This window comes from Thiopseudomonas denitrificans (genome assembly GCF_002866065.1).
In the GTDB taxonomy this organism is placed as follows: Bacteria; Pseudomonadota; Gammaproteobacteria; order Pseudomonadales; family Pseudomonadaceae; genus Thiopseudomonas; species Thiopseudomonas denitrificans.
In genome coordinates this window covers 165,372-184,075 of record NZ_LNJZ01000002.1, presented here as the reverse complement: position 1 = coordinate 184,075, position 18,704 = coordinate 165,372, and the positions used below count along the sequence as shown (strand labels likewise).

At 59.2% G+C, this 18,704-nt stretch carries 19 protein-coding genes and 1 tRNA gene; 7 read left to right on the top strand and 13 right to left on the bottom strand.

The annotated features are described in order from the left end of the window. Nucleotide 1 precedes the first annotated feature (1 nt). The 8 genes from AR306_RS01165 to folB form a co-directional block, all read right to left on the bottom strand. On the bottom strand, nucleotides 2-1,024 hold the full coding sequence (locus AR306_RS01165) for an NAD-dependent epimerase/dehydratase family protein (protein ID WP_101495718.1): 1,023 nt from the start codon (nucleotides 1,022-1,024) through the stop codon (nucleotides 2-4). 81 nt (nucleotides 1,025-1,105) lie between these two features. Then, nucleotides 1,106-2,383 (bottom strand): Vi polysaccharide biosynthesis UDP-N-acetylglucosamine C-6 dehydrogenase TviB, encoded by a 1,278-nt coding sequence (gene tviB, locus AR306_RS01160; protein ID WP_101495717.1) that lies wholly within the window; start codon nucleotides 2,381-2,383, stop codon nucleotides 1,106-1,108. A 123-nt stretch (nucleotides 2,384-2,506) separates the two neighbouring features. Then, nucleotides 2,507-2,809 (bottom strand): MarR family EPS-associated transcriptional regulator, encoded by a 303-nt coding sequence (locus tag AR306_RS01155; RefSeq protein ID WP_101495716.1) that lies wholly within the window; start codon nucleotides 2,807-2,809, stop codon nucleotides 2,507-2,509. A 280-nt stretch (nucleotides 2,810-3,089) separates the two neighbouring features. Next, nucleotides 3,090-4,517, bottom strand: a complete 1,428-nt coding sequence (hldE, locus tag AR306_RS01150) for a bifunctional D-glycero-beta-D-manno-heptose-7-phosphate kinase/D-glycero-beta-D-manno-heptose 1-phosphate adenylyltransferase HldE (protein WP_101495715.1) — start codon at nucleotides 4,515-4,517, stop codon at nucleotides 3,090-3,092. Nucleotides 4,518-4,572: 55 nt separating this feature from the next. Further along, nucleotides 4,573-5,289 carry an LrgB family protein gene (locus AR306_RS01145; protein ID WP_101495714.1) on the bottom strand — a complete coding sequence of 239 codons (717 nt, stop codon included), beginning with the start codon at nucleotides 5,287-5,289 and terminating at the stop codon, nucleotides 4,573-4,575. After that, entirely contained in the window at nucleotides 5,286-5,660 is a 375-nt protein-coding gene (locus tag AR306_RS01140) for a CidA/LrgA family protein (RefSeq protein ID WP_101495713.1), read from the bottom strand. The genes AR306_RS01145 and AR306_RS01140 overlap by 4 nt, the downstream gene beginning before the upstream one ends. Before the next feature lie 25 nt (nucleotides 5,661-5,685). Then, complete coding sequence (folK, locus tag AR306_RS01135; protein ID WP_101495712.1) at nucleotides 5,686-6,243, bottom strand: 2-amino-4-hydroxy-6-hydroxymethyldihydropteridine diphosphokinase; 558 nt, start codon at nucleotides 6,241-6,243, stop codon at nucleotides 5,686-5,688. Continuing rightward, entirely contained in the window at nucleotides 6,234-6,587 is a 354-nt protein-coding gene (folB, locus tag AR306_RS01130; protein ID WP_101495711.1) for a dihydroneopterin aldolase, read from the bottom strand. Before folB ends, folK begins: the two co-directional genes overlap by 10 nt. A gap of 93 nt (nucleotides 6,588-6,680) precedes the next feature. Between folB and plsY the strand changes: the two genes are divergently transcribed. Continuing rightward, a complete protein-coding gene (plsY, locus tag AR306_RS01125) occupies nucleotides 6,681-7,250 on the top strand; it encodes a glycerol-3-phosphate 1-O-acyltransferase PlsY (RefSeq protein WP_101495710.1) in 570 nt (189 codons plus the stop codon). Nucleotides 7,251-7,267: 17 nt separating this feature from the next. Here the strand turns inward: plsY and tsaD are convergent, their stop codons facing one another. Beyond that, nucleotides 7,268-8,293 (bottom strand): tRNA (adenosine(37)-N6)-threonylcarbamoyltransferase complex transferase subunit TsaD, encoded by a 1,026-nt coding sequence (tsaD, locus tag AR306_RS01120; protein ID WP_101495709.1) that lies wholly within the window; start codon nucleotides 8,291-8,293, stop codon nucleotides 7,268-7,270. Nucleotides 8,294-8,445: 152 nt separating this feature from the next. On the opposite strand from tsaD, the gene AR306_RS01115 reads away from it, so the two are divergent. The 6 genes from AR306_RS01115 to AR306_RS01090 all read left to right on the top strand — a co-directional run bounded on the left by AR306_RS01115 (nucleotide 8,446) and on the right by AR306_RS01090 (nucleotide 16,796). Further along, complete coding sequence (locus AR306_RS01115; protein ID WP_101495708.1) at nucleotides 8,446-10,326, top strand: MFS transporter; 1,881 nt, start codon at nucleotides 8,446-8,448, stop codon at nucleotides 10,324-10,326. Between the two features lie 273 nt (nucleotides 10,327-10,599). Further along, on the top strand, nucleotides 10,600-10,815 hold the full coding sequence (gene rpsU / locus AR306_RS01110) for a 30S ribosomal protein S21 (protein WP_101495707.1): 216 nt from the start codon (nucleotides 10,600-10,602) through the stop codon (nucleotides 10,813-10,815). A 163-nt stretch (nucleotides 10,816-10,978) separates the two neighbouring features. Then, the gene (gene dnaG / locus AR306_RS01105; RefSeq protein WP_101495706.1) at nucleotides 10,979-12,874 is read left to right on the top strand and encodes a DNA primase; all 1,896 of its coding nucleotides are present in this window, start codon (nucleotides 10,979-10,981) and stop codon (nucleotides 12,872-12,874) included. Nucleotides 12,875-12,939: 65 nt separating this feature from the next. Continuing rightward, nucleotides 12,940-14,799: an RNA polymerase sigma factor RpoD gene (gene rpoD, locus AR306_RS01100; protein ID WP_101495705.1), complete on the top strand. Its 1,860-nt coding sequence runs from the start codon at nucleotides 12,940-12,942 to the stop codon at nucleotides 14,797-14,799. Nucleotides 14,800-15,146: 347 nt separating this feature from the next. Next, entirely contained in the window at nucleotides 15,147-16,622 is a 1,476-nt protein-coding gene (locus AR306_RS01095) for a DUF3360 family protein (RefSeq protein ID WP_101495704.1), read from the top strand. Nucleotides 16,623-16,719: 97 nt separating this feature from the next. After that, nucleotides 16,720-16,796, top strand: a tRNA-Ile gene (locus tag AR306_RS01090). A gap of 955 nt (nucleotides 16,797-17,751) precedes the next feature. Here AR306_RS01090 and AR306_RS01085 read toward each other — a convergent pair. From AR306_RS01085 to AR306_RS13285, 4 genes are read right to left on the bottom strand one after another with little or no spacing between them, the layout of a single operon-like run. Continuing rightward, nucleotides 17,752-18,060 carry a DUF3077 domain-containing protein gene (locus tag AR306_RS01085; RefSeq protein ID WP_101495703.1) on the bottom strand — a complete coding sequence of 103 codons (309 nt, stop codon included), beginning with the start codon at nucleotides 18,058-18,060 and terminating at the stop codon, nucleotides 17,752-17,754. After that, nucleotides 18,053-18,286 carry a hypothetical protein gene (locus AR306_RS01080; RefSeq protein WP_101495702.1) on the bottom strand — a complete coding sequence of 78 codons (234 nt, stop codon included), beginning with the start codon at nucleotides 18,284-18,286 and terminating at the stop codon, nucleotides 18,053-18,055. The genes AR306_RS01085 and AR306_RS01080 overlap by 8 nt, the downstream gene beginning before the upstream one ends. Beyond that, entirely contained in the window at nucleotides 18,283-18,498 is a 216-nt protein-coding gene (locus AR306_RS01075) for a hypothetical protein (RefSeq protein ID WP_101495701.1), read from the bottom strand. The genes AR306_RS01080 and AR306_RS01075 overlap by 4 nt, the downstream gene beginning before the upstream one ends. After that, nucleotides 18,495-18,665: a hypothetical protein gene (locus AR306_RS13285; protein ID WP_166627863.1), complete on the bottom strand. Its 171-nt coding sequence runs from the start codon at nucleotides 18,663-18,665 to the stop codon at nucleotides 18,495-18,497. Before AR306_RS13285 ends, AR306_RS01075 begins: the two co-directional genes overlap by 4 nt. Nucleotides 18,666-18,704 lie beyond the last annotated feature (39 nt).

The following is an 18,704-nucleotide window of genomic DNA, read 5'->3' as shown; positions in this document are numbered from 1 at the left end:
CTCAACGAACCTGTTTTGCATACCAACGTATAGCCGACTCCAAACCTTGGCGTATTCGCCATGCTGGCTCATATCCAATTAAGTTTTTCGCCTTGCTTATATCAGCTAACGAGTGTCGAATATCGCCACGCCGGAAATCACCATGACTTACTGGCAGAGAATAGTTAAATCCATTACGGTTCACACATTCTTTCAGATAAGAAAAAAGCTCGTTGAGCGTTGTTTGATCTCCAACAGCAACGTTATATATCTGATTTTTTGCTGAATTATTGGCTGTTGCAGCTAATAAATTCGCCTGAATCGCATTCTCGACAAAGCAGAAATCTCTACTAGTTTCGCCATCACCATTTATACTAATTTTTTCGCCCTTAATCATTGCAGCCACCCATTTCGGAATGACCGCTGCATATGCCCCATTAGGGTCTTGACGCTTACCAAATACATTGAAATAACGTAGTCCAATCGCATTAAAACCATAGGTCCTAGCAAAAACATCTGCATAGAGCTCATTTACATACTTAGTAACAGCATAAGGTGACAATGGTTTACCAATTACATCTTCAACCTTGGGAAGACCTGGATGATCACCGTAGGTAGAACTGCTTGCTGCATAGGTAAAGCTTTCTACCTGAGCATCCCGCGCCGCCACTAGCATATTAAGAAAACCACTAATATTGGTACTGTTTGTTGCAACTGGGTCGTTGATAGAGCGCGGTACAGAGCCCAGAGCAGCCTGATGCAAAACATAATCCACACCCCGGCAGGCTTGATGACAATCTTCAATGTCTCGAATATCACCAACAATGAATTTGAATCGCTTCCACTGCTCTTGACTGACCAACTCTTTAATTTCATCAAGGTTATGCTGATAACCCGTAGAAAAATTATCAAGACCAATCACTTCTTGATTAAGCAGGAGTAAGGTTTCTAATAAATTAGAACCAATAAATCCGGCTACACCTGTGATCAACCACGTTTTAGGCGTAGCTGGCAATTTTTCCAATAAGGATTCGTAGGGAGTCATGACGTTGCTCTAAGTAAGGTATTCCTACTCTTTCAATTATCGATAATTTGAAAGAGCATTGAATCATATATTAACTATTGGTCACAAACGAAGATCAGACTCTTCAGCACTAAGTAAATACTTAAGATCATAGAGCACATGTTTCGTCTTGCCAAACGCCCGGATTCTAGCAGCACCTAAGACCTTAAACTGGCTATGCGCCACAGCAAGAATGATAGCATCATAAGCGCCATCGCGGGGCTCCAACACAGGCGTGATACTGTATTCATGCCGTGCTTCTTCGATGTTCACCCATGGATCATAAATATCAACATGGATATTATATTCATCTAATTCACGAACTATATCCACCACCTTAGTATTCCGCAGATCCGGGCAATTCTCTTTGAAGGCCAAGCCCATAACCAATACTCGAGCACCATCGACATGGATCCGCCTCTTAATCATGGCCTTAACCAGTTGCGATACAACATACTCTCCCATGCCATCATTTAACCGACGACCGGCAAGAATAATTTCAGGGTGGTGACCGATTGATTGCGCTTTGTGCGTCAGGTAATACGGATCAACGCCGATGCAGTGTCCACCAACCAAGCCCGGACGAAAAGGGAGGAAGTTCCATTTAGTACCTGCGGCCTGGAGTACAGCTTCAGTATCTATTTCCATCTTATTGAAAATTATCGCCAGCTCATTAATCAACGCAATATTGAGATCCCGCTGTGTGTTTTCAATGACCTTTGCAGCTTCTGCCACCTTGATACTACTCGTTTTATGAGTGCCAGCAATGATGATCTGCTTATAGAGCGCATCTACCAATTCGGCAACCTCTGCAGTAGAGCCAGAAGTTACTTTTTTTATGGTTGTAACACGGTGCTCCTTGTCACCCGGATTGATCCGCTCAGGGCTATACCCAGCAAAAAACTCAAAATTGAACTTCAGACCAGAAACTTTTTCTAGGACTGGTACACAGTCTTCTTCTGTTGCACCTGGATATACTGTTGACTCATAGATGACGATGTCACCACGTTTCAACACTTTCCCGATAGTTTCAGAAGCTTTTACTAGCGGGCTCAGATCAGGCTTACGATGCTCATCGATAGGCGTTGGGACGGTAACGATAAACACATTACATTCCGCCAAATTTGAAATATCCGTTGTAAATTTTAGCTGCTGTGCACTAGCAAGGTCGTCATCGCTTACTTCTAGAGTCGCGTCATGCCCCTCTTCAAGTGCGCGTATACGCGTAGCATTGATATCGAATCCCACTACCGAGCGCACTTTGCCGAACTCGACGGCCAGCGGCAGCCCAACATAGCCAAGGCCAATAACAGCCAGTCTCACATCTTCAAGTTTGAGCATTGTTTTACCTAAAAATCTTACTGAGTAATGTTTTCAAAATCCGTTAGCAGGTTGCGCGAAGGGAGTGTCCACCACGTTGGCCGACAGCAGTTTTGTCGGGGAACGAGACCTTTCAGCGGAGTATTAAAGGCCGCGCAACTGCTCAAGCTCTGCCATCAGCTGTTCATATTCGCGCTTTTTCAGTTCGATGTATTGTTCCGTCAGGCGGATGCGTTCCTGCAGGCCGCTCGGGGTGAGAACGTAGCGGTAACCCAGTTTGTTGTCGCTGCTGACGAAGCGTTCGACCTTGATCAGCCCCTTGGCGATCACCGCCTTGAGGATGTAGTTGGTTTTGCCGACGCTGAAGCCCAGACGCCCGGCCAGGGCGCTCTGGCTTGATGCCTCCGGAGCATTTTGCAAGGTGTGCAAAAGTACTTCTGTATTCATGCTGTTTTCTTGTTCTTGGTGCGTAGATAGCTGTTTACTATGGATATTTTATGCAACCCGGCACTATTACATGACCTTTCATGGTGCCGGGCACGCGGGCAAATCAGCATGCGCGGACACGCTACCGCCCCAGGCTGTCGTACCTGTGTAGCGGAAATCATGCTGCATTCAAATTTTGAAGCGCGGAGTCTAGCCCAAAGCGCTCGCAAGTTGTAGCGCTTTCGTCAAATTGTGGATGAGCGGTCGGCTTTTGAAATGCCCGACCGCAACCGGGGCCGCGTCAGCCCTGATCCTTGCTGCGGATCTTCTCGACAATGGCGGTGGTGGAGCTGTTTTCCACCAGCCCCAGCACTTTCACCTCCCCGCCGTAGGCCCGTACCAGGTCGCCGCCGACCACGCCGTCAACGCCATAGTCGCCGCCCTTGACCAGTACGTCCGGCTGCAGCAGCTCCAGCAGGGGGATCGGCGTGTCGTCGGCAAAGCTGGTGACCCAGTCCACCGCGCCCAGCCCGGCCAGTACCGCCATGCGCCGGTCGACCGAGTTGATGGGCCGGCCCGGGCCTTTCAGGGCAGTGACCGAAGCATCGTCATTGATGGCGACAATCAGCCGGTCGCCCAGTTCGCGGGCCTGTTCCAGATAGTGCACATGGCCGGCATGCAGGATGTCGAAGCAACCGTTGGTGAACACTATCCGCTCGCCGCGTGCCTTGGCCTCGGCCACCGCTGCCTGCAGCTGTTGCAGGCCGAGCATGCCGCGACCATGGCGCAACTCGCCCTGCACCGCGCGGCGCAGTTCCGGGGCGCTGACGGTGGCCGTGCCCAGCTTGGCAACTACAATGCCGGCTGCCACGTTGGCCAGATGCATGGCTTCGGGCAGTTCTTCCCCTGCTGCCAGTGCGGTGGCCAGGGTGGAGATAACGGTGTCGCCGGCACCGGTGACGTCGTAGACTTCCCGCGCCTGTGCCGGCAGGTGGATGGCCGGCTGGCCGGCACGAATCAGGGTCATGCCCTGCTCGCCACGGGTAACCAGCAGTGCTTGCAGCTCCAGTTCCTGCAGCATGGCGACGCCGCGCTCCAGCAGTTGCTGTTCGTCGGCGCAGGCACCGACCACGGCCTCGAACTCGGCCTGGTTGGGCGTCAACAGGGTTGCGCCGCGATAGATGGAAAAATCGGTACCCTTGGGGTCGGCCAGTACCGCTACGCCGCGAGTGCGGGCAGCGCGGATCAGCTGCTGGTGGTTGACCAGGCTGCCCTTGCCGTAATCGGACAGAATCAAGACCTTGACGCCATCCAGACGGTTTTCCACCTGCTGTTGCAGGGCGGATACGTCAACGGCAAAGCTTTCCTCGAAGTCCATGCGCAGCAGTTGCTGCTGGCGGCTCATGGCCCTCAGCTTGACGATGGTCGGTTGCCCGGCGATCTGCTGAAAGTCGGTCTGTACGCCCACCGAGTGCAGCTGTTCGGCCAGCGCGGCAGCGGCTTCGTCCTGTCCGGTGACGCCGATCAGCAGTGCCTGCGCACCCAGCGCGGCGATGTTCAGTGCCACGTTGGCGGCACCGCCGGGGCGGTCTTCGGTGCGGGTCACCTTGACCACGGGGACCGGCGCTTCCGGCGAGATCCGCGAGGTGCTACCGTACCAGTAGCGGTCGAGCATGACATCACCCACAACCAGTACTGCGGCATGGTCAAACGGTGGAAAACTTTGCATAAGTGGCTCCAAAACCGGTGTCTTGTCTGAACTTCAAAATACTGCGGGCGGACTGTTAACTGACCGCCGCCACCACCAGCGGCAGGGCCACGGCGGTGACTACACCCATGATGCTCATGCCCAGTGCGGCAAAGGCACCGGCCTCTTCGCTTTCCTGCAGGGCGCGAGCGGTGCCGATGGCGTGGGCGACCATGCCTAGGGTCAGGCCCATGGCGGCCGGGTGCTTGATGCGGCACAGGCGCAGCAGCTCGACGCCGAACATTGCCCCGAGCATGCCGGTGAGCATGACGAACACCGCCGCCAGCGAGGCCGAGCCGCCGATCTCTTCGGCGACCAGCATGGCAATCGGCGAGGTGACCGACTTGGGTGCCAGGGTCATCACGATCATGTTCTCGGCACCGAACAGCCAGGCCAGGCCGACGCCCAGTACCGTGGCCAGGGTGCCGCCAACCAGCAATGTGGTCAGCACCGGCATCAGCACGGCGCGTACCCGGCGCACGTTCTGGTACAGCGGTACCGCCAGCGCAACGGTGGCCGGGCCAAGCAAAAAGGTGAGGATGGCGCTGCCCTGGCGGTAATCCTGATAATCAATGCCCAGCACCAGCAGGGTGCCGACCAGCATCAGGGTGGCGATAAGCAGCGGCTGTAACAGCAGCAGGCGGGTTTTTTCGTACAGCAGCTGGGCCAGCTGGAAGGCCCCGAGGGTGATGCCGACGGCAAACAGCGGATGGCTGACGACTGCGTCCAGCGCAGCAAGCCAGGGCAGGCTCATGGCTGTTCTCCTTGTTGGGCTTTTTTCCGGTTCTGGCGGTTGATCAGCATCTGCATCAGCCAGCCGACAAATACCAGCGAGACCACCAGCGAGATGACCAGCGAGCCGGAGATGGCCCACAGATCGGCACGGATGTCGGCAAGGTGTACCATCACGCCAACCGCCGGCGGCAGCAACAGCACCGGCAAATAACGCAGCAGGCCGCCGGCGGCCTGGTCCAGCGCCGGGCTGACCTCGCGGGTAATCAGCAGGTAGGCAAACAGCAGTACCAGGCCGATGATCGGCCCGGGCAATTTGGGCAGCAGCAGGGCATTGAGTCCGGTGCCGAGCAGCTGGAAGAAAATCAGTACGGTCAGACCGCGCAACAGCATTGGGGGTTCTCCAGTACGGGGGGGGTTAAAACACGGGGGCCTGCATGGCCGCGTTTTTCGGCTGGCCCAGCATCCAGGCGGGGGTCAGCGGGCGGTTGCGCCAGCACAGGGCAACCGGCCACAGTGCATAACGCGTGCAGGTGCTACGCCACAATTCGGCATAACTGGCTGCGCTGCCGGGGTGCCGCAGCTCCGGTGCCAGCACGGCCAGCGGCCATAATACATGAGCACTCTCGAGGATGCGCGGACGCGGCAGGATCACGCCGGCAAAGTCGCCGGCCAGCTCGCCATACAGCAGTACGTCGATATCCAGCGGCAGCTCGCGCGGGGCGGCCTGCAGCCGTCCTTCACGGGCTTCGATCGCCTTGAGGCGTGCAACCAGTGCCGGCAACTCAAGGCGGGTGCGCAGGTGCACCACCATGTTGAAGAAGCAGCCGCTGCGGATGCCGACCGGCTCGCTCTCGAACACGGGCGAGCATTCCAGCTCGCCGAACTCGTCGGCCAGGGCATCCAGCGCGGCCAGGATATGGCGTTCGCGCTCGATATTGCTGCCCAGCCCCAGGTAGACGTCGGTCAACGGCATCCGCGCTCGATCTCCACACCCACGCCACGCGCTTGCGGCACCGCGCCGGGCTTGGTGATTTTCAGCCTGAGCCAGGAAATGCCGAAAGTCTGCATCAGCTCGACTGCCAGGCGCTCGGCAAAGGTTTCCACCAGCTGGAAGCTGTGTTCGCCGGCAAATGTCATGACGTGCTCGCTGACCGCGGCGTAATCCAGCGTGTGTTGCAGGTCGTCGTCCCGTGCCGCCTGGCGGATGTCCCAGGCCATGTTCAGGTCAAGCAGCAAGCGCTGGGACATGGTACGTTCCCAGTCATACACGCCAATGATGGTTTCGACCGCCAGTTGCTCGATAAAAACGCTATCCACCTGTATCCTCTCCCGTTAAAATCCGTTGTACGAAAGCAGGCCACCTGTTGTAGCGGCCCTTTTCCTGCTTCCGGAAACCTGTGGTCTCTGCCTATGTTTATTGCTCTTTGCCTTGCTGCCTATCTGCTTGGCTCGGTCTCTTTCGCCATTCTGCTGAGCCGGCGCCATGGTAGCACCGATCCCCGCCTGCACGGCTCCGGTAACCCCGGTGCCACCAACATGCTGCGCCTGCATGGCAAACGGCTGGCCCTGTTCACACTGCTTGGCGATCTGGCCAAGGGCCTGCTGCCGGTGGCCTGCGCCGCCTGGTTCGGTTTGCCGCTGCAATGGCAGGCGTGGGTGGGGTTTTGTGCCGTGGCCGGTCATCTTTTTCCTGTGTTTCACCGTTTCCGTGGCGGCAAGGGTGTTGCCACCACGGCCGGCATGCTGCTGGCGCTGTATCCGCCGGCGGCGCTGCTGGCGTTGTCTGTCTGGCTACTGGCCTTCTACCTGACCCGCACCAGCTCGCTGGCTTCGCTCAGCGCCCTGCCCGTAACCCTGCCATTGCTGGCCTGGCAGCTGCCGCAAAGCATGTTGCCGATGAGCATCCTGACGCTGCTGCTGGTCTGGGCTCACCGCACCAACCTGAAGCTTCTGTGGGCCGGCACCGAGCGCAAGCTGTAGCCGCCGGCCCCGCTTGCTTAAATACTCTCCAGCTCTACCATTGGCCAGCGTGCCCGCACGCTGATCGAGTTGTCTTCCTGCTGGCCGGCCAACAAACGCTGGCAGCCGGCGTATGCAATCATTGCGCCGTTATCGGTGCAAAAACGCGGACGGGCATAGAACACTTCGCCACCCAGCTCGCCCAGCATCTGCTCCAGCGACTGGCGCAGTGCAGTATTGGCGCTGACGCCACCGGCAATCACCAATCGCTGCAAATCCTCCTGCTCCAGCGCGCGGCGGCACTTGATGGTCAGGGTATCGACCACGGCCTGTTCAAAGGCCAGCGCCAGGTCCGCTTTGGCCTGCGCGTCGGCCTCGCCGGCAGCCTGGCATTTGTTCCACTGGTTGAGCACCGAGGTTTTCAGCCCGCTGAAGCTGAACTCCAGCCCGGGCCGGTCGGTCATGGGCCGTGGCAGCTTGAAACGGCCGGCTATGCCCTGCTGTGCCAGCCTGGCGATTTCCGGGCCGCCGGGATAGCGCAGGCCAAGCAGCTTGGCGGTCTTGTCGAAGGCTTCGCCGGCGGCGTCGTCAATCGACTCGCCCAGCAAACGGTAACGGCCAATGCCGTCAACACGCACCAGCTGGGTATGACCGCCGGAAACCAGCAGGGCGACAAAGGGAAATTGCGGGGGATATTCTTCCAGCATGGGCGCCAGCAAGTGGCCTTCCATGTGGTGTACGCCGACAGCGGGAATGTTGAGCGCAAAAGCCATGGCACGGGCACAGGACGCGCCGACCAGCAACGCACCGACCAGGCCTGGGCCGGCGGTATAGGCGATGCCGTTGATGTCCTGCCTGGTGCGGCCGGCTTCGTCCAGCACCTGGCGGATCAGCGGCAGCATGCGCTTGACGTGGTCCCGCGAGGCCAGCTCCGGCACCACGCCACCGTACATGCGGTGCAAATCGATCTGGCTGAACAGCGCATCGGCCAGCAGCCCCTGTTCGCTGTCATATAACGCCACGCCGGTTTCATCGCAGGATGTTTCCAGCCCCAGTACCAACATTTATAAAGCCCCGCCCGTAAAAAAGGGATCAATGATAAGCCCCCGCGCCCCATAGCTCCACCGCTTTCTGACGCATGGCGCTGTCTGTTGTCAGCAGGCGGCCATGGCGGTATGGTGCAAACTTCCACTCAACCTGCACAAGGAACCAGCCGATGAGCGGGCAGTTCAGGCTTCTCAAGACAAAACGTTTTGCCCCCCTGTTTGTCACCCAGTTTCTGGGTGCTTTCAACGATAACCTGTTCAAGAACGCCCTGGTTGTGCTGCTGACCTTCCATACCGCGCAGTGGAGCACGCTGTCGGCCGGGGTGCTGGCCAACCTGGCTGCGGGAATTTTCATCCTGCCGTTTTTCCTGTTTTCCGCCTTTGCCGGCCAGCTGGCCGACAAGTACGACAAGGCCACGCTGGCCCGTCTGACCAAGCTGCTGGAGCTGCTGATCACGCTGGTGGCGCTGTGGGGCTTCATGCAGCACAGCTTGTACATTCTGCTTGGGGCGCTGTTTCTGCTCGGGTTGCAGTCCACCCTGTTTGGCCCGATCAAATATGCCCTGCTGCCGCAACACCTGCGCCAAAGCGAGCTGCTGGGCGGCAACGCGCTGATCGAGGCGGGTACCTTTGTTTCCATTCTGCTCGGCACCCTGGCCGGCGGCGTGCTGGCCGGCTACCTGCCCGACCCGGCCTGGATTGCCGGTGCCGGCATGCTGGTGGCGGTGGCCGGGCTGGTTGCCAGCCTGCGCATTCCTCCCGCACCCGCGCCGGAGCCGGGCTTGCGGCTGAGTTTCAACCTGTTCGCCGCCACCCTGAAAACCATCGGCTATGCCCGCCAGGACCGCTCGGTGTTTCTGTCGATTCTGGGTATTTCCTGGTTCTGGCTATACGGTGCGCTGTTTCTCGCTCAGCTACCGGCCTTTACCCAGCAGGTGCTGGGCGGCAGCGAAAGCATGGTCACCCTGCTGCTGGCGGTGTTCACCGTCGGCATCGGTGCGGGCTCGCTGCTGTGCGAACGCCTGACCAGCCGCCAGGTGGAAATCGGCCTGGTGCCGCTGGGCTCGCTCGGCCTGACGCTGTTCGGGCTGGATGTGTTTTTTGCTGCGCCGGTCGATCTGGCCGGCGAGCAGGCGCATTCGCTGTTGTTTTTGCTCAGCCAGTGGCCAGTCTGGCGGGTGATGCTGGACCTGCTGCTGCTCGGGCTGTTTGGCGGTTTCTTTATCGTGCCGCTGTATGCACTGGTGCAATTCCGCAGTAACGAGACACAGCGGGCGCGCATCATCGCCGCCAACAACATCCTCAATGCCTTGTTCATGGTGTCTGGCGCACTGCTGGCGATTGCCGGGCTGTCGGCCGGGTTGTCGATCCCTGCCCTGTTTGCCGTCGCCGCACTGTGCAACGCCGCGATTGCCGTCTACATCTATAGTTTGGTGCCGGAATTTTTCATCCGCTTTCTGGCCTGGCTACTGGTCAAGACGCTGTATCGCCTGCGGCTGGAAGGCACCGATCACATTCCCCAGGACGGCCCCGCGCTGATCGTCGCCAACCATGTCAGCTTTGCCGATGCCGTGATCCTGATGGGTGCAACGCCACGGCCGATCCGTTTTGTCATGGATCACCGTATCTTCAAGACGCCGCTATTGGGCTTCATTTTCCGCCATAGCGGAGCCATTCCCATTGCGCCGGCCAAGGAAAACCCGGAGCTGCTGGAGCAGGCTTTTGTGCGCATTAACCAGGCACTGGCCGAGGGCGAGCTGGTCGGCATCTTCCCCGAGGGGGCGATTACCCGTGATGGCGAAATGCAGCCATTTCGCCCCGGCGTGACACGCATCCTGCAATCGCAGCCGGTGCCGGTGATCCCGATGGGGTTGTCGGGGCTGTGGGGAAGCTTCTTCTCGCGCATTGAGGGCAAGGCCATGAGCAAGCCGTTCCGCCGGGGGTTCTTTTCTCGTGTCGGATTGAGGATTGGCGCTCCCGTCGCCCCGGAAGAGGCCAGCCCCGGGCAGCTGTTCGAGCAGGTCCGCGAGTTGCGGGGGGATATTCGGTAGGTTTTTTGGGGGTTCGTGGGTGGGGCGTGTTTGTTCGAATGAATTCGAACCTACGGGGTTGCAGCAACGCTGGGGGCGGGCGTGCCTGTTCGAATGAATTCGAACCTACGGGGTGCAGCAGTGCGGGGTATACAGAATATTCATCCCCCCACTTTGCATTCCCCAAACAAAGTGTCTATAATCCGCAACCCTTAATACGCGATGTGCATTGCCTGCTGTTCAACAGGAAAGCAAACACATCAACCACCGGTCCCCGATGAAGGTACGAATTGAATGCCAGCTGTCAAACTGAAAGACAACGAACCATTTGACGTTGCCCTGCGTCGCTTCAAACGCGCCTGCGAAAAAGCCGGTGTACTTTCTGAAGTGCGCAGTCGCGAATTTTACGAAAAGCCTACTGCAGAGCGTAAGCGCAAAGCGGCCGCCGCCGTCAAGCGTCACGCCAAGAAAGTACAGCGCGAACAACGTCGCCGCGAGCGTCTGTATTAATTGACAGACATTCGCAGCCAAAAGACCCGGACATGTTCCGGGTTTTTGCGCTTCACAGCCTGAACACGCAGCATTGCTGCCGGTCCAACCCGGACACCTCAAAAGCAGCATTCCGGCCCGCCCCGGCGGTACCGGTCACCCCCAACAACACGGATTACGGACAATGGCTGGACTGATTCCACAAGGATTCATCGACGACCTGCTCAACCGCACCGACCTGGTCGAAGTGGTGGGCGAGCGTATCCAGCTGAAAAAAGCCGGCCGCAACTACACCGCCTGCTGCCCGTTTCACCAGGAAAAGACCCCCTCGTTCAGCGTCAGCCCCGACAAGCAGTTCTACTACTGCTTTGGTTGCGGAGCCGGCGGCAATGCCATCGGCTTTGTCATGGACCATGACCATGTCGATTTTCCCGAGGCGGTGGAAAGCCTGGCCCGCCGCGCCGGCGTCGAGGTGCCACGCGAAGAAGGCAGGCACCAGCAACAACCGCGCCAGCCGGCACAGTCACCGTTGTTCGGCATCCTGCAGGCGGCCAGCGACTTTTACGGCAACGCCCTGCACGCCCACCCTGCCCGGCAGACCGCCGTGCAATACCTGGGCAAGCGCGGCATCAGCAAGGATATCGCCGGCGACTTTTTGCTCGGCTACGCCCCGCCCGGCTGGGACAACCTGCTGCGCGAGCTTGGCGGCGACAGCCTGAAAGAAAAATACCTGCTGGAAGCCGGCCTGCTGGCGGAAAACCCCGACAGTGGCCGCCGCTATGACCGGTTCCGCGACCGCATCATTTTTCCGATCCGCGACAGCCGTGGCCGGGTAATCGGCTTTGGCGGCCGGGTGCTCGGTGACGACAAGCCCAAATACCTGAACTCGCCGGAAACTCCGGTGTTCCACAAGGGACAGGAACTGTACGGCCTGTACGAGGCACGCCAGCACAACCGCCAGCTGCAGGACATCCTGGTGGTGGAAGGCTACATGGACGTAATCGCGCTGGCCCAGCAGGGGCTGCGCAACGCCGTGGCCACGCTGGGCACCGCCACCACGCCGGAGCATATCAAGCGCCTGCTGCGCATCGTGCCGACCATCACCTTCTGTTTTGATGGCGACAACGCCGGACGCAAGGCGGCCTGGCGCGCACTGGAAGCCACGCTGGAGCACATGAAGGACGGCATCAGTGCCCGCTTCCTGTTCCTGCCTGACGGTCTCGACCCGGATGACCTGGTGCGCAACGAAGGAGCCGAGGCTTTCAGGGCACGTATCAGCAGCCAGAGCCAGTCATTGTCGGATTATTTCTTCCGCCACCTGAGTGAAGAGCTGGATCTGGACAGCCTGGAAGGCAAGGCTCATCTGGCCACGCTGGCCAGCCCGCTGATCGGAAAAATCCCCGGCCACAACCTGCAGCAACTGATGGAGCGCCAGCTGCTGCAGCTGACCGGGCTGGGCATCTCGCAACCAAGGCCGGTATCGGCCCCGGCGAGCCAGCCGGAACGGCCTGCGGCATTTCGCGCCACAGCACCGGCAGCCGACACTAGTGGCTACAGTGGCCGCCCCGGCAACTACGATGCCCCGCCGCCCCATGCTTATCCGGCCCCGGAACAGCAGCCACGTCCGGCGCGGCAACGCAGCCCGCATCAGGTCGAGACACCCCACCTGGTAGCGATGCGCAGCCTGTTGCACCACCCGGAACTGGCGCTCAAGGTGGAATCTGCCAGTAATCTTGCCGCAGAAGATGACCCGCACGCGCAATTGCTCGTCTCACTGCTGGAAGCGCTCCAAAAAACGCCACAACCGGCGCCACTACAGCTGATTGCACGCTGGCACGGCACCGAGCAGGGACACCTGCTGCGTTCCCTGGCGGAAAAAGAGTGGCTCATCGAGCACGACAACCTTGAACAACAATTTATCGACACCATAACCTGTCTATCCGGTCGCCAGCGTGAAACTAGGCTCAACCGCCTTCTGGAACTGGCCCGCACCCGCAGCCTGGATGACAGCGAGAAACAACAACTCAATCACCTGCTTGCACAAAAACCCCGCAAGCCTCTGGCAACTGGCCAACAGTGACCGGCATCGCCTATAATGCCCGACTTGTCTTTTCGCCAGCCCAGGCCACGTTTGGATAGGGTAATATGTCCGCTACAGCACAACAGCAATCCCGTTTGAAAGAACTGATCGCGCTCGGGCGCGAGCAGGGTTACCTGACGTACGCCGAGGTCAATGATCACCTCCCGGAAGACATTTCCGATCCGGAGCAGGTCGAAGACATCATCGGCATGATCAACGACATGGGCATCAACGTCTTCGAGACGGCACCCGATGCCGATGCCCTGCTGATGGCCGAAGCCGACACTGACGAAGCCGCCGCCGAAGAAGCCGCTGCCGCCCTCGCTGCCGTGGAAACCGACATCGGCCGCACCACCGACCCGGTCCGCATGTACATGCGCGAAATGGGTACCGTGGACCTGCTGACCCGTGAAGGCGAAATCGAAATTGCCAAGCGTATCGAGGAAGGCATCCGTGACGTCATGCACGCCATTGCCCACTTCCCCGGTGCCGTGGACGGCGTGCTGGCCGAGTTCAACCGCCTGATCGAGGAAAACGGCCGCCTGACCGACGTGTTCAACGGCTATATCGATCCGGATGACAGCATTCCCGAACCGGCCACCACGCCGGCAGATGCCCAGCCGGCAACCAAGGCCGACAAGCAAGCCGATGATGACGCCGAAGAGGACGAAGACGAAAACGGTGATGAAGAGGAAGAGGAAGCCACTGACGGCGGCCCCGATCCCGAGCTGGCCAAGCAGCGCTTTGGCGCTATCGAGGAACAGCTGATCGCCACGCAAAAGCTGCTGGCCCGCTACAAGCGCAACACCAAGAGTGTCACCGCCGCCCTGGACACTCTGGGCGAGCTGTTCATGCCGATCAAGCTGTCGCCCAAGGTCTATGACGCCCTGATCGACCAGATCCGCAGCACCCTGATGCAGGTTCGCGCCCAGGAACGCGCCATCATGCAACTGTGTGTGCGTGACGCACGCATGCCCCGCGCCGACTTCCTCAAAAACTTCCCCGGCAACGAAACCCAGCTCGACTGGGCGGAAAAACTCAGCCAGGGCAAAAGCAAATACGCCAGCGCACTGGGCGAGCTGCTGGCAGACATCCAGCGCCACCAGAACAGCCTGCTGACACTGGAGCAGGAAACCGGGCTGACCATCGCCGACATCAAGGACATCAACCGCCGCATGTCGATTGGCGAGGCCAAGGCACGCCGCGCCAAGAAGGAAATGGTCGAGGCCAACCTGCGTCTGGTCATCTCCATCGCCAAGAAGTACACCAACCGTGGCCTGCAGTTCCTCGACCTGATCCAGGAAGGCAACATCGGCCTGATGAAAGCCGTGGACAAGTTCGAATACCGCCGTGGTTACAAGTTCTCGACCTATGCTACCTGGTGGATTCGCCAGGCGATCACCCGCTCCATTGCCGACCAGGCGCGTACCATCCGCATTCCGGTGCACATGATCGAAACGATCAACAAGCTCAACCGCATTTCCCGCCAGATGCTGCAGGAAATGGGCCGCGAGCCGACCCCGGAAGAGCTGGGCGAGCGCATGGAAATGACCGAAGACCGCGTGCGCAAGGTGCTGAAAATCGCCAAGGAACCCATCTCGATGGAAACCCCGATCGGCGACGACGAAGACTCCCACCTGGGCGACTTCATCGAAGACACCAGCATGCAGTCACCGGTTGACGTGGCCACCGTGGAAAACCTCAAGGAAGCCACCCGCGAAGTGCTCAGCGGCCTGACCGAACGCGAAGCCAAGGTGCTGCGCATGCGCTTCGGCATCGACATGAACACCGACCACACGCTGGAAGAGGTCGGCAAGCAGTTCGACGTGACCCGCGAGCGTATCCGCCAGATCGAGGCCAAGGCCCTGCGCAAGCTGCGCCACCCGTCCCGCTCCGAGCATCTGCGCTCGTTCCTTGACGAATAAGCCCGACACCCATCTGGTTACCAGGCTGATAAAAACCCCGCTCATCATAAGCGGGGTTTTTATTGCCCAAGCCATAATAAGCCTGCAAAAGGCATACAACTTAAGTCTCCCTGCAAGGCATGGACTTGCACCGCCAATATCTTCAGAATGTCCGCACTTTTGTGCTGGTGACAGCACAGGCAAGCCTCATGTTTGCGCCCGCCGCAAACCTGCCGAGTCTTCCCGCCTTTTGCGGCTCCGGCCGCGTCCATAACAAAAACAATAAGCGTTGTTGAATGACTTGCCTCCGGTGCTCGCGCACCGGGGGGCGAGTGTGTGTGTTTTTTAATAACTACAAGCTAACGCCTATGACCAATACGAACGAAACAACCTATCAGGAGCTGCACCGCCCCAGCAGCGAGTTTGCCCGCCGCCAGGACTACCTGGACTACGAACTCTCGATCATGAATCCGAAGCGCTGGGGCATCAACCTGCCCTACCGCGACTACCGTTTCGAGCTTGAAGACTGGGTACCCGCCGTTGCCGCCACCATCGGCAAGATCGTCATGGCTGCCGCCGTCGTCGGCGCCTTTGCCGGTCCGCTCGGCCTGCCCGACAGCTTCGTCATCGAGAACGCACGCTTCGAGATGATCATTGCCGCCGTGCTGTTTGTGATTCTGTTTTCCGGCTTCCTCAACCCGCGCGCCAACCTGGCCGGTACGCACGGCCCGCTGATTCCGCTGATTCCGCTGATTGTCGCCTCCGGCGGCCACCCGATGGCGCTGGGCATATTGATCGGCGTGCTGGGCCTGATGCTCGGGGTTTTCCGTGGTGGCAGCCTGCTCGCCCGCCTGACCAGCGACGGCGTCGCCGGTGGCCTGCTGCTCTACCTGGGGTTTATTGGCGTCACCTCGCAAATCGCCTCGCTGTATAGCTGGGCGGAGGGCCACGGCGTCGCCCATATCGCCTTTGTCGTGGTTCTGGCCAACGTGATCATGTACGCCTATCTGGAACACCTGGGCAAGAAATGGCTGGCCATCCCGCTCGGTTGCCTGCTCGCCGGCGTGATTGCCTTCGCTCTTGGCGCACCCTTCCAGTTCAGCACCGAACCCGGCCTGCCCAACATGAACCCGGCCTACTGGTGGGGTGAAGACACCGGCTGGCAGCTGGGCCTGCCCGGCCCGGCCGAATTCATGGCGGTATTGCCCTTTGCCGTGCTGGCAGTGGCCATGTGGTCACCGGACTTCCTTGGCCACCGCATCTTCCAGAAGATCAACTACCCGCAAACGGCCAAGAAAGTACTGATGGAAATCGACGACACCATGGTGATCGCCTCCGGCCGCCAGGTTGTCGGCACCCTGCTCGGCGGTGGTAACCTGACCTCCTCATGGGGTACCTACATGGTGCCTGCCGCGATTGCCCGCCGCCCTATTCCGGCCGGTGCGGTACTGACCGGCGTGCTCTGCATCGCGGCAGCCATCATCGGCTACCCGATGGACCTGGCCGTCTGGCCGCCCGTGCTCAGCATCGCGCTGATCGTCGGCGTATATATCCCGCTGCTGGAAGCCGGCATGCAGATGACCCGCGAAGGCAAGACCTCCCAGTCTGCTGCCATCGTGGTGTTCGGCTCGGCGCTGGTCAACCCGGTATTCGGCTGGTCGCTGACCATGCTGCTGGACAACATGGGCATCATCGGCGACAAGAAACGCAGCCAGGAACTGAGCCGCACCGACCGCTGGGGCATTCCCGCGATCACCTTCGGCATCCTGGTAACAGTAATGGCGCTGATCGGCATGCTGCCCGGCATCCCGGCCATCATGGAATCATTCCGCGTGCTGCAATAAGCCGACAAACCTGCCGGACGCCCCCGGCCACCGGCAGGTTTACACACTCCGGCAGTTGCGTCTTTGCCATGCGCAGGTATAATTGCCAGCCTGATTCGGGCCTATAGCTCAGTTGGTTAGAGCAGGGGACTCATAATCCCTTGGTCCACGGTTCAAGTCCGTGTGGGCCCACCAAACAAATCAAGCACTTAGGCCACTTTTAACGAAGTGGCCTTTTTGTTTCTGTTCCCTTGGAACCCGCTTGGAACCAAATTCGAGTGTTCCGGCTGGTGTTGGTGCCAGCGAATACGCCTTGGGGTGATCTTGTGGCTGTTCAGCTGCTGGCGATACCTGCCGGGCTATCAGGCTGCGCCACCTGCCCCGGCCTGCTGCGTTCTCCTGTTTGGCTGGTGCTGCTGGTGCTGGGCTGAACATTGACCGGCACGCGCTCTGTTTTGGCGCTGGTGGCGTTCAATCATCTGGGTGATGCTGTGGCCTATGTGACTGCGTGAACCTTTTACGCGGCGGCGCTGGTTGCGCTGGGCTGGTGCTGGTGGATCGCATAGCGGCGCCAGCGGTTGCGCTCTGCATGGCGTGAATAGGCAAATATCATCAGCTCCATGGCTGCCTTTCAGCGCTGGCCTGTTTTCTGCTTTCCATCCATGACCGTCAATTGCTGTGGCTTAGGCCGGTAATGCAAGCCGTGTGCCGATACGACAATGCCCGGTCGCCGGTGATGATATTTCTCAATGTGGGTGTGTGCGGTTGCCGTGCTGGGCAACAGGTCAGCCGGCCCGGCTCGCCAGCACCAGCGCCGATACCAGCACCAGCAATACCCTGCGTGCATGATGCGGATGAGCCGATAAAGCCTTGCCCTTTCATAGCCCTAATCTGTACCCGTCACCAGTCACCTGAATGTCTGGACACCAGCAGCACCGGACGCACCGGCTGCCCTGCAAGCGCCAGCACAGTCAGGCTCTCCACATCCGGAACGGCTTTTTGTTCCTACATAATCGCTCGCGTTACCCCCTCGAACCCCGGCTCGCACATCCTCGCGCTGGGGTCTCGAACCTACCTCGTACTTTTCAGCGCCAGCAGCAGGCAACAAAAAGCCCGGACTGTGCCGGGCTGTTGATCTGTTTGCAGGTGTTCAATGCCCTGCGGTTTCGCGCTTCATTTGCTCGCCTTCGAGTGATTCCACTGCCGAACATATAACCGCCTCGGCGGCTTCCAGCACGCGATACACCAGCCATGCCTGGTTGCCTTCCAGCGGCACATTGCCCATACCGGCCTCAAAGGCTGGCGTCTTCGCCATGTTCACCAGATCGGCGGCATAGCTCAGGGCTTCGTGTATGTCCACGCCTTCCACCACCTGGAACAAATGCTTTCCTTCGTCTATGTGCCCGACCGGGTGAAACCTGTGTCCGGCTGCTGTCGTGATGGTTTTCGGATTATTCATGGTCAGTGCCTCCGGCTTTTATCTGCGCCTTGATGGCGGCGGTTAGATGTTCCACAAGCTCGCAGCACGCCTCAAAGGAAACTGTCATACCCAGCGGGCCGATGTGCAAGCTGATGCGGTCGCCACAAACATTGCTGGCGAATATGTCGGCCTTGTGTCCGTCCAGTGTTCCAGCGGCTCGGTAATTGGCGTGGCTGCCTGGGGTCAGGGCTTCGAGTCTGTTCATGCCATGCCCTCCTGCCTCCGGATAGCGTCGTCTACCCACGCTTGTTGATCCATGGTCAGGTATTGCGCCGCACTCGCCAGCTGATACGCAACGGTAGACCTGCCGTCCTTTGCTGCCTGCGCTGCTGCCCAGGTGATGGCATTCATCCAACCAAGGTAATCAGCAATGGCTGTCATTTCGTCTATGCGGTCGATATCTGTTTTCGTTGTCATGCCGCACCCCCTGCCTGATTGCCTGCTACTGCTTCCAGTGAGCGGGCCTTGGTCATGTGATGGTTGTACCGGTTAACTCTGGTGGTCAGGCTGGTATCGGCAGACAAGGCCGCACGGGCCATAGCTCGATGGGCAGCTGCTCGGCTGCGGGTGATGATGCTTTTCATGGTGTTGCTCCTTGGATATTGGAGCCGCCACGGATTGCC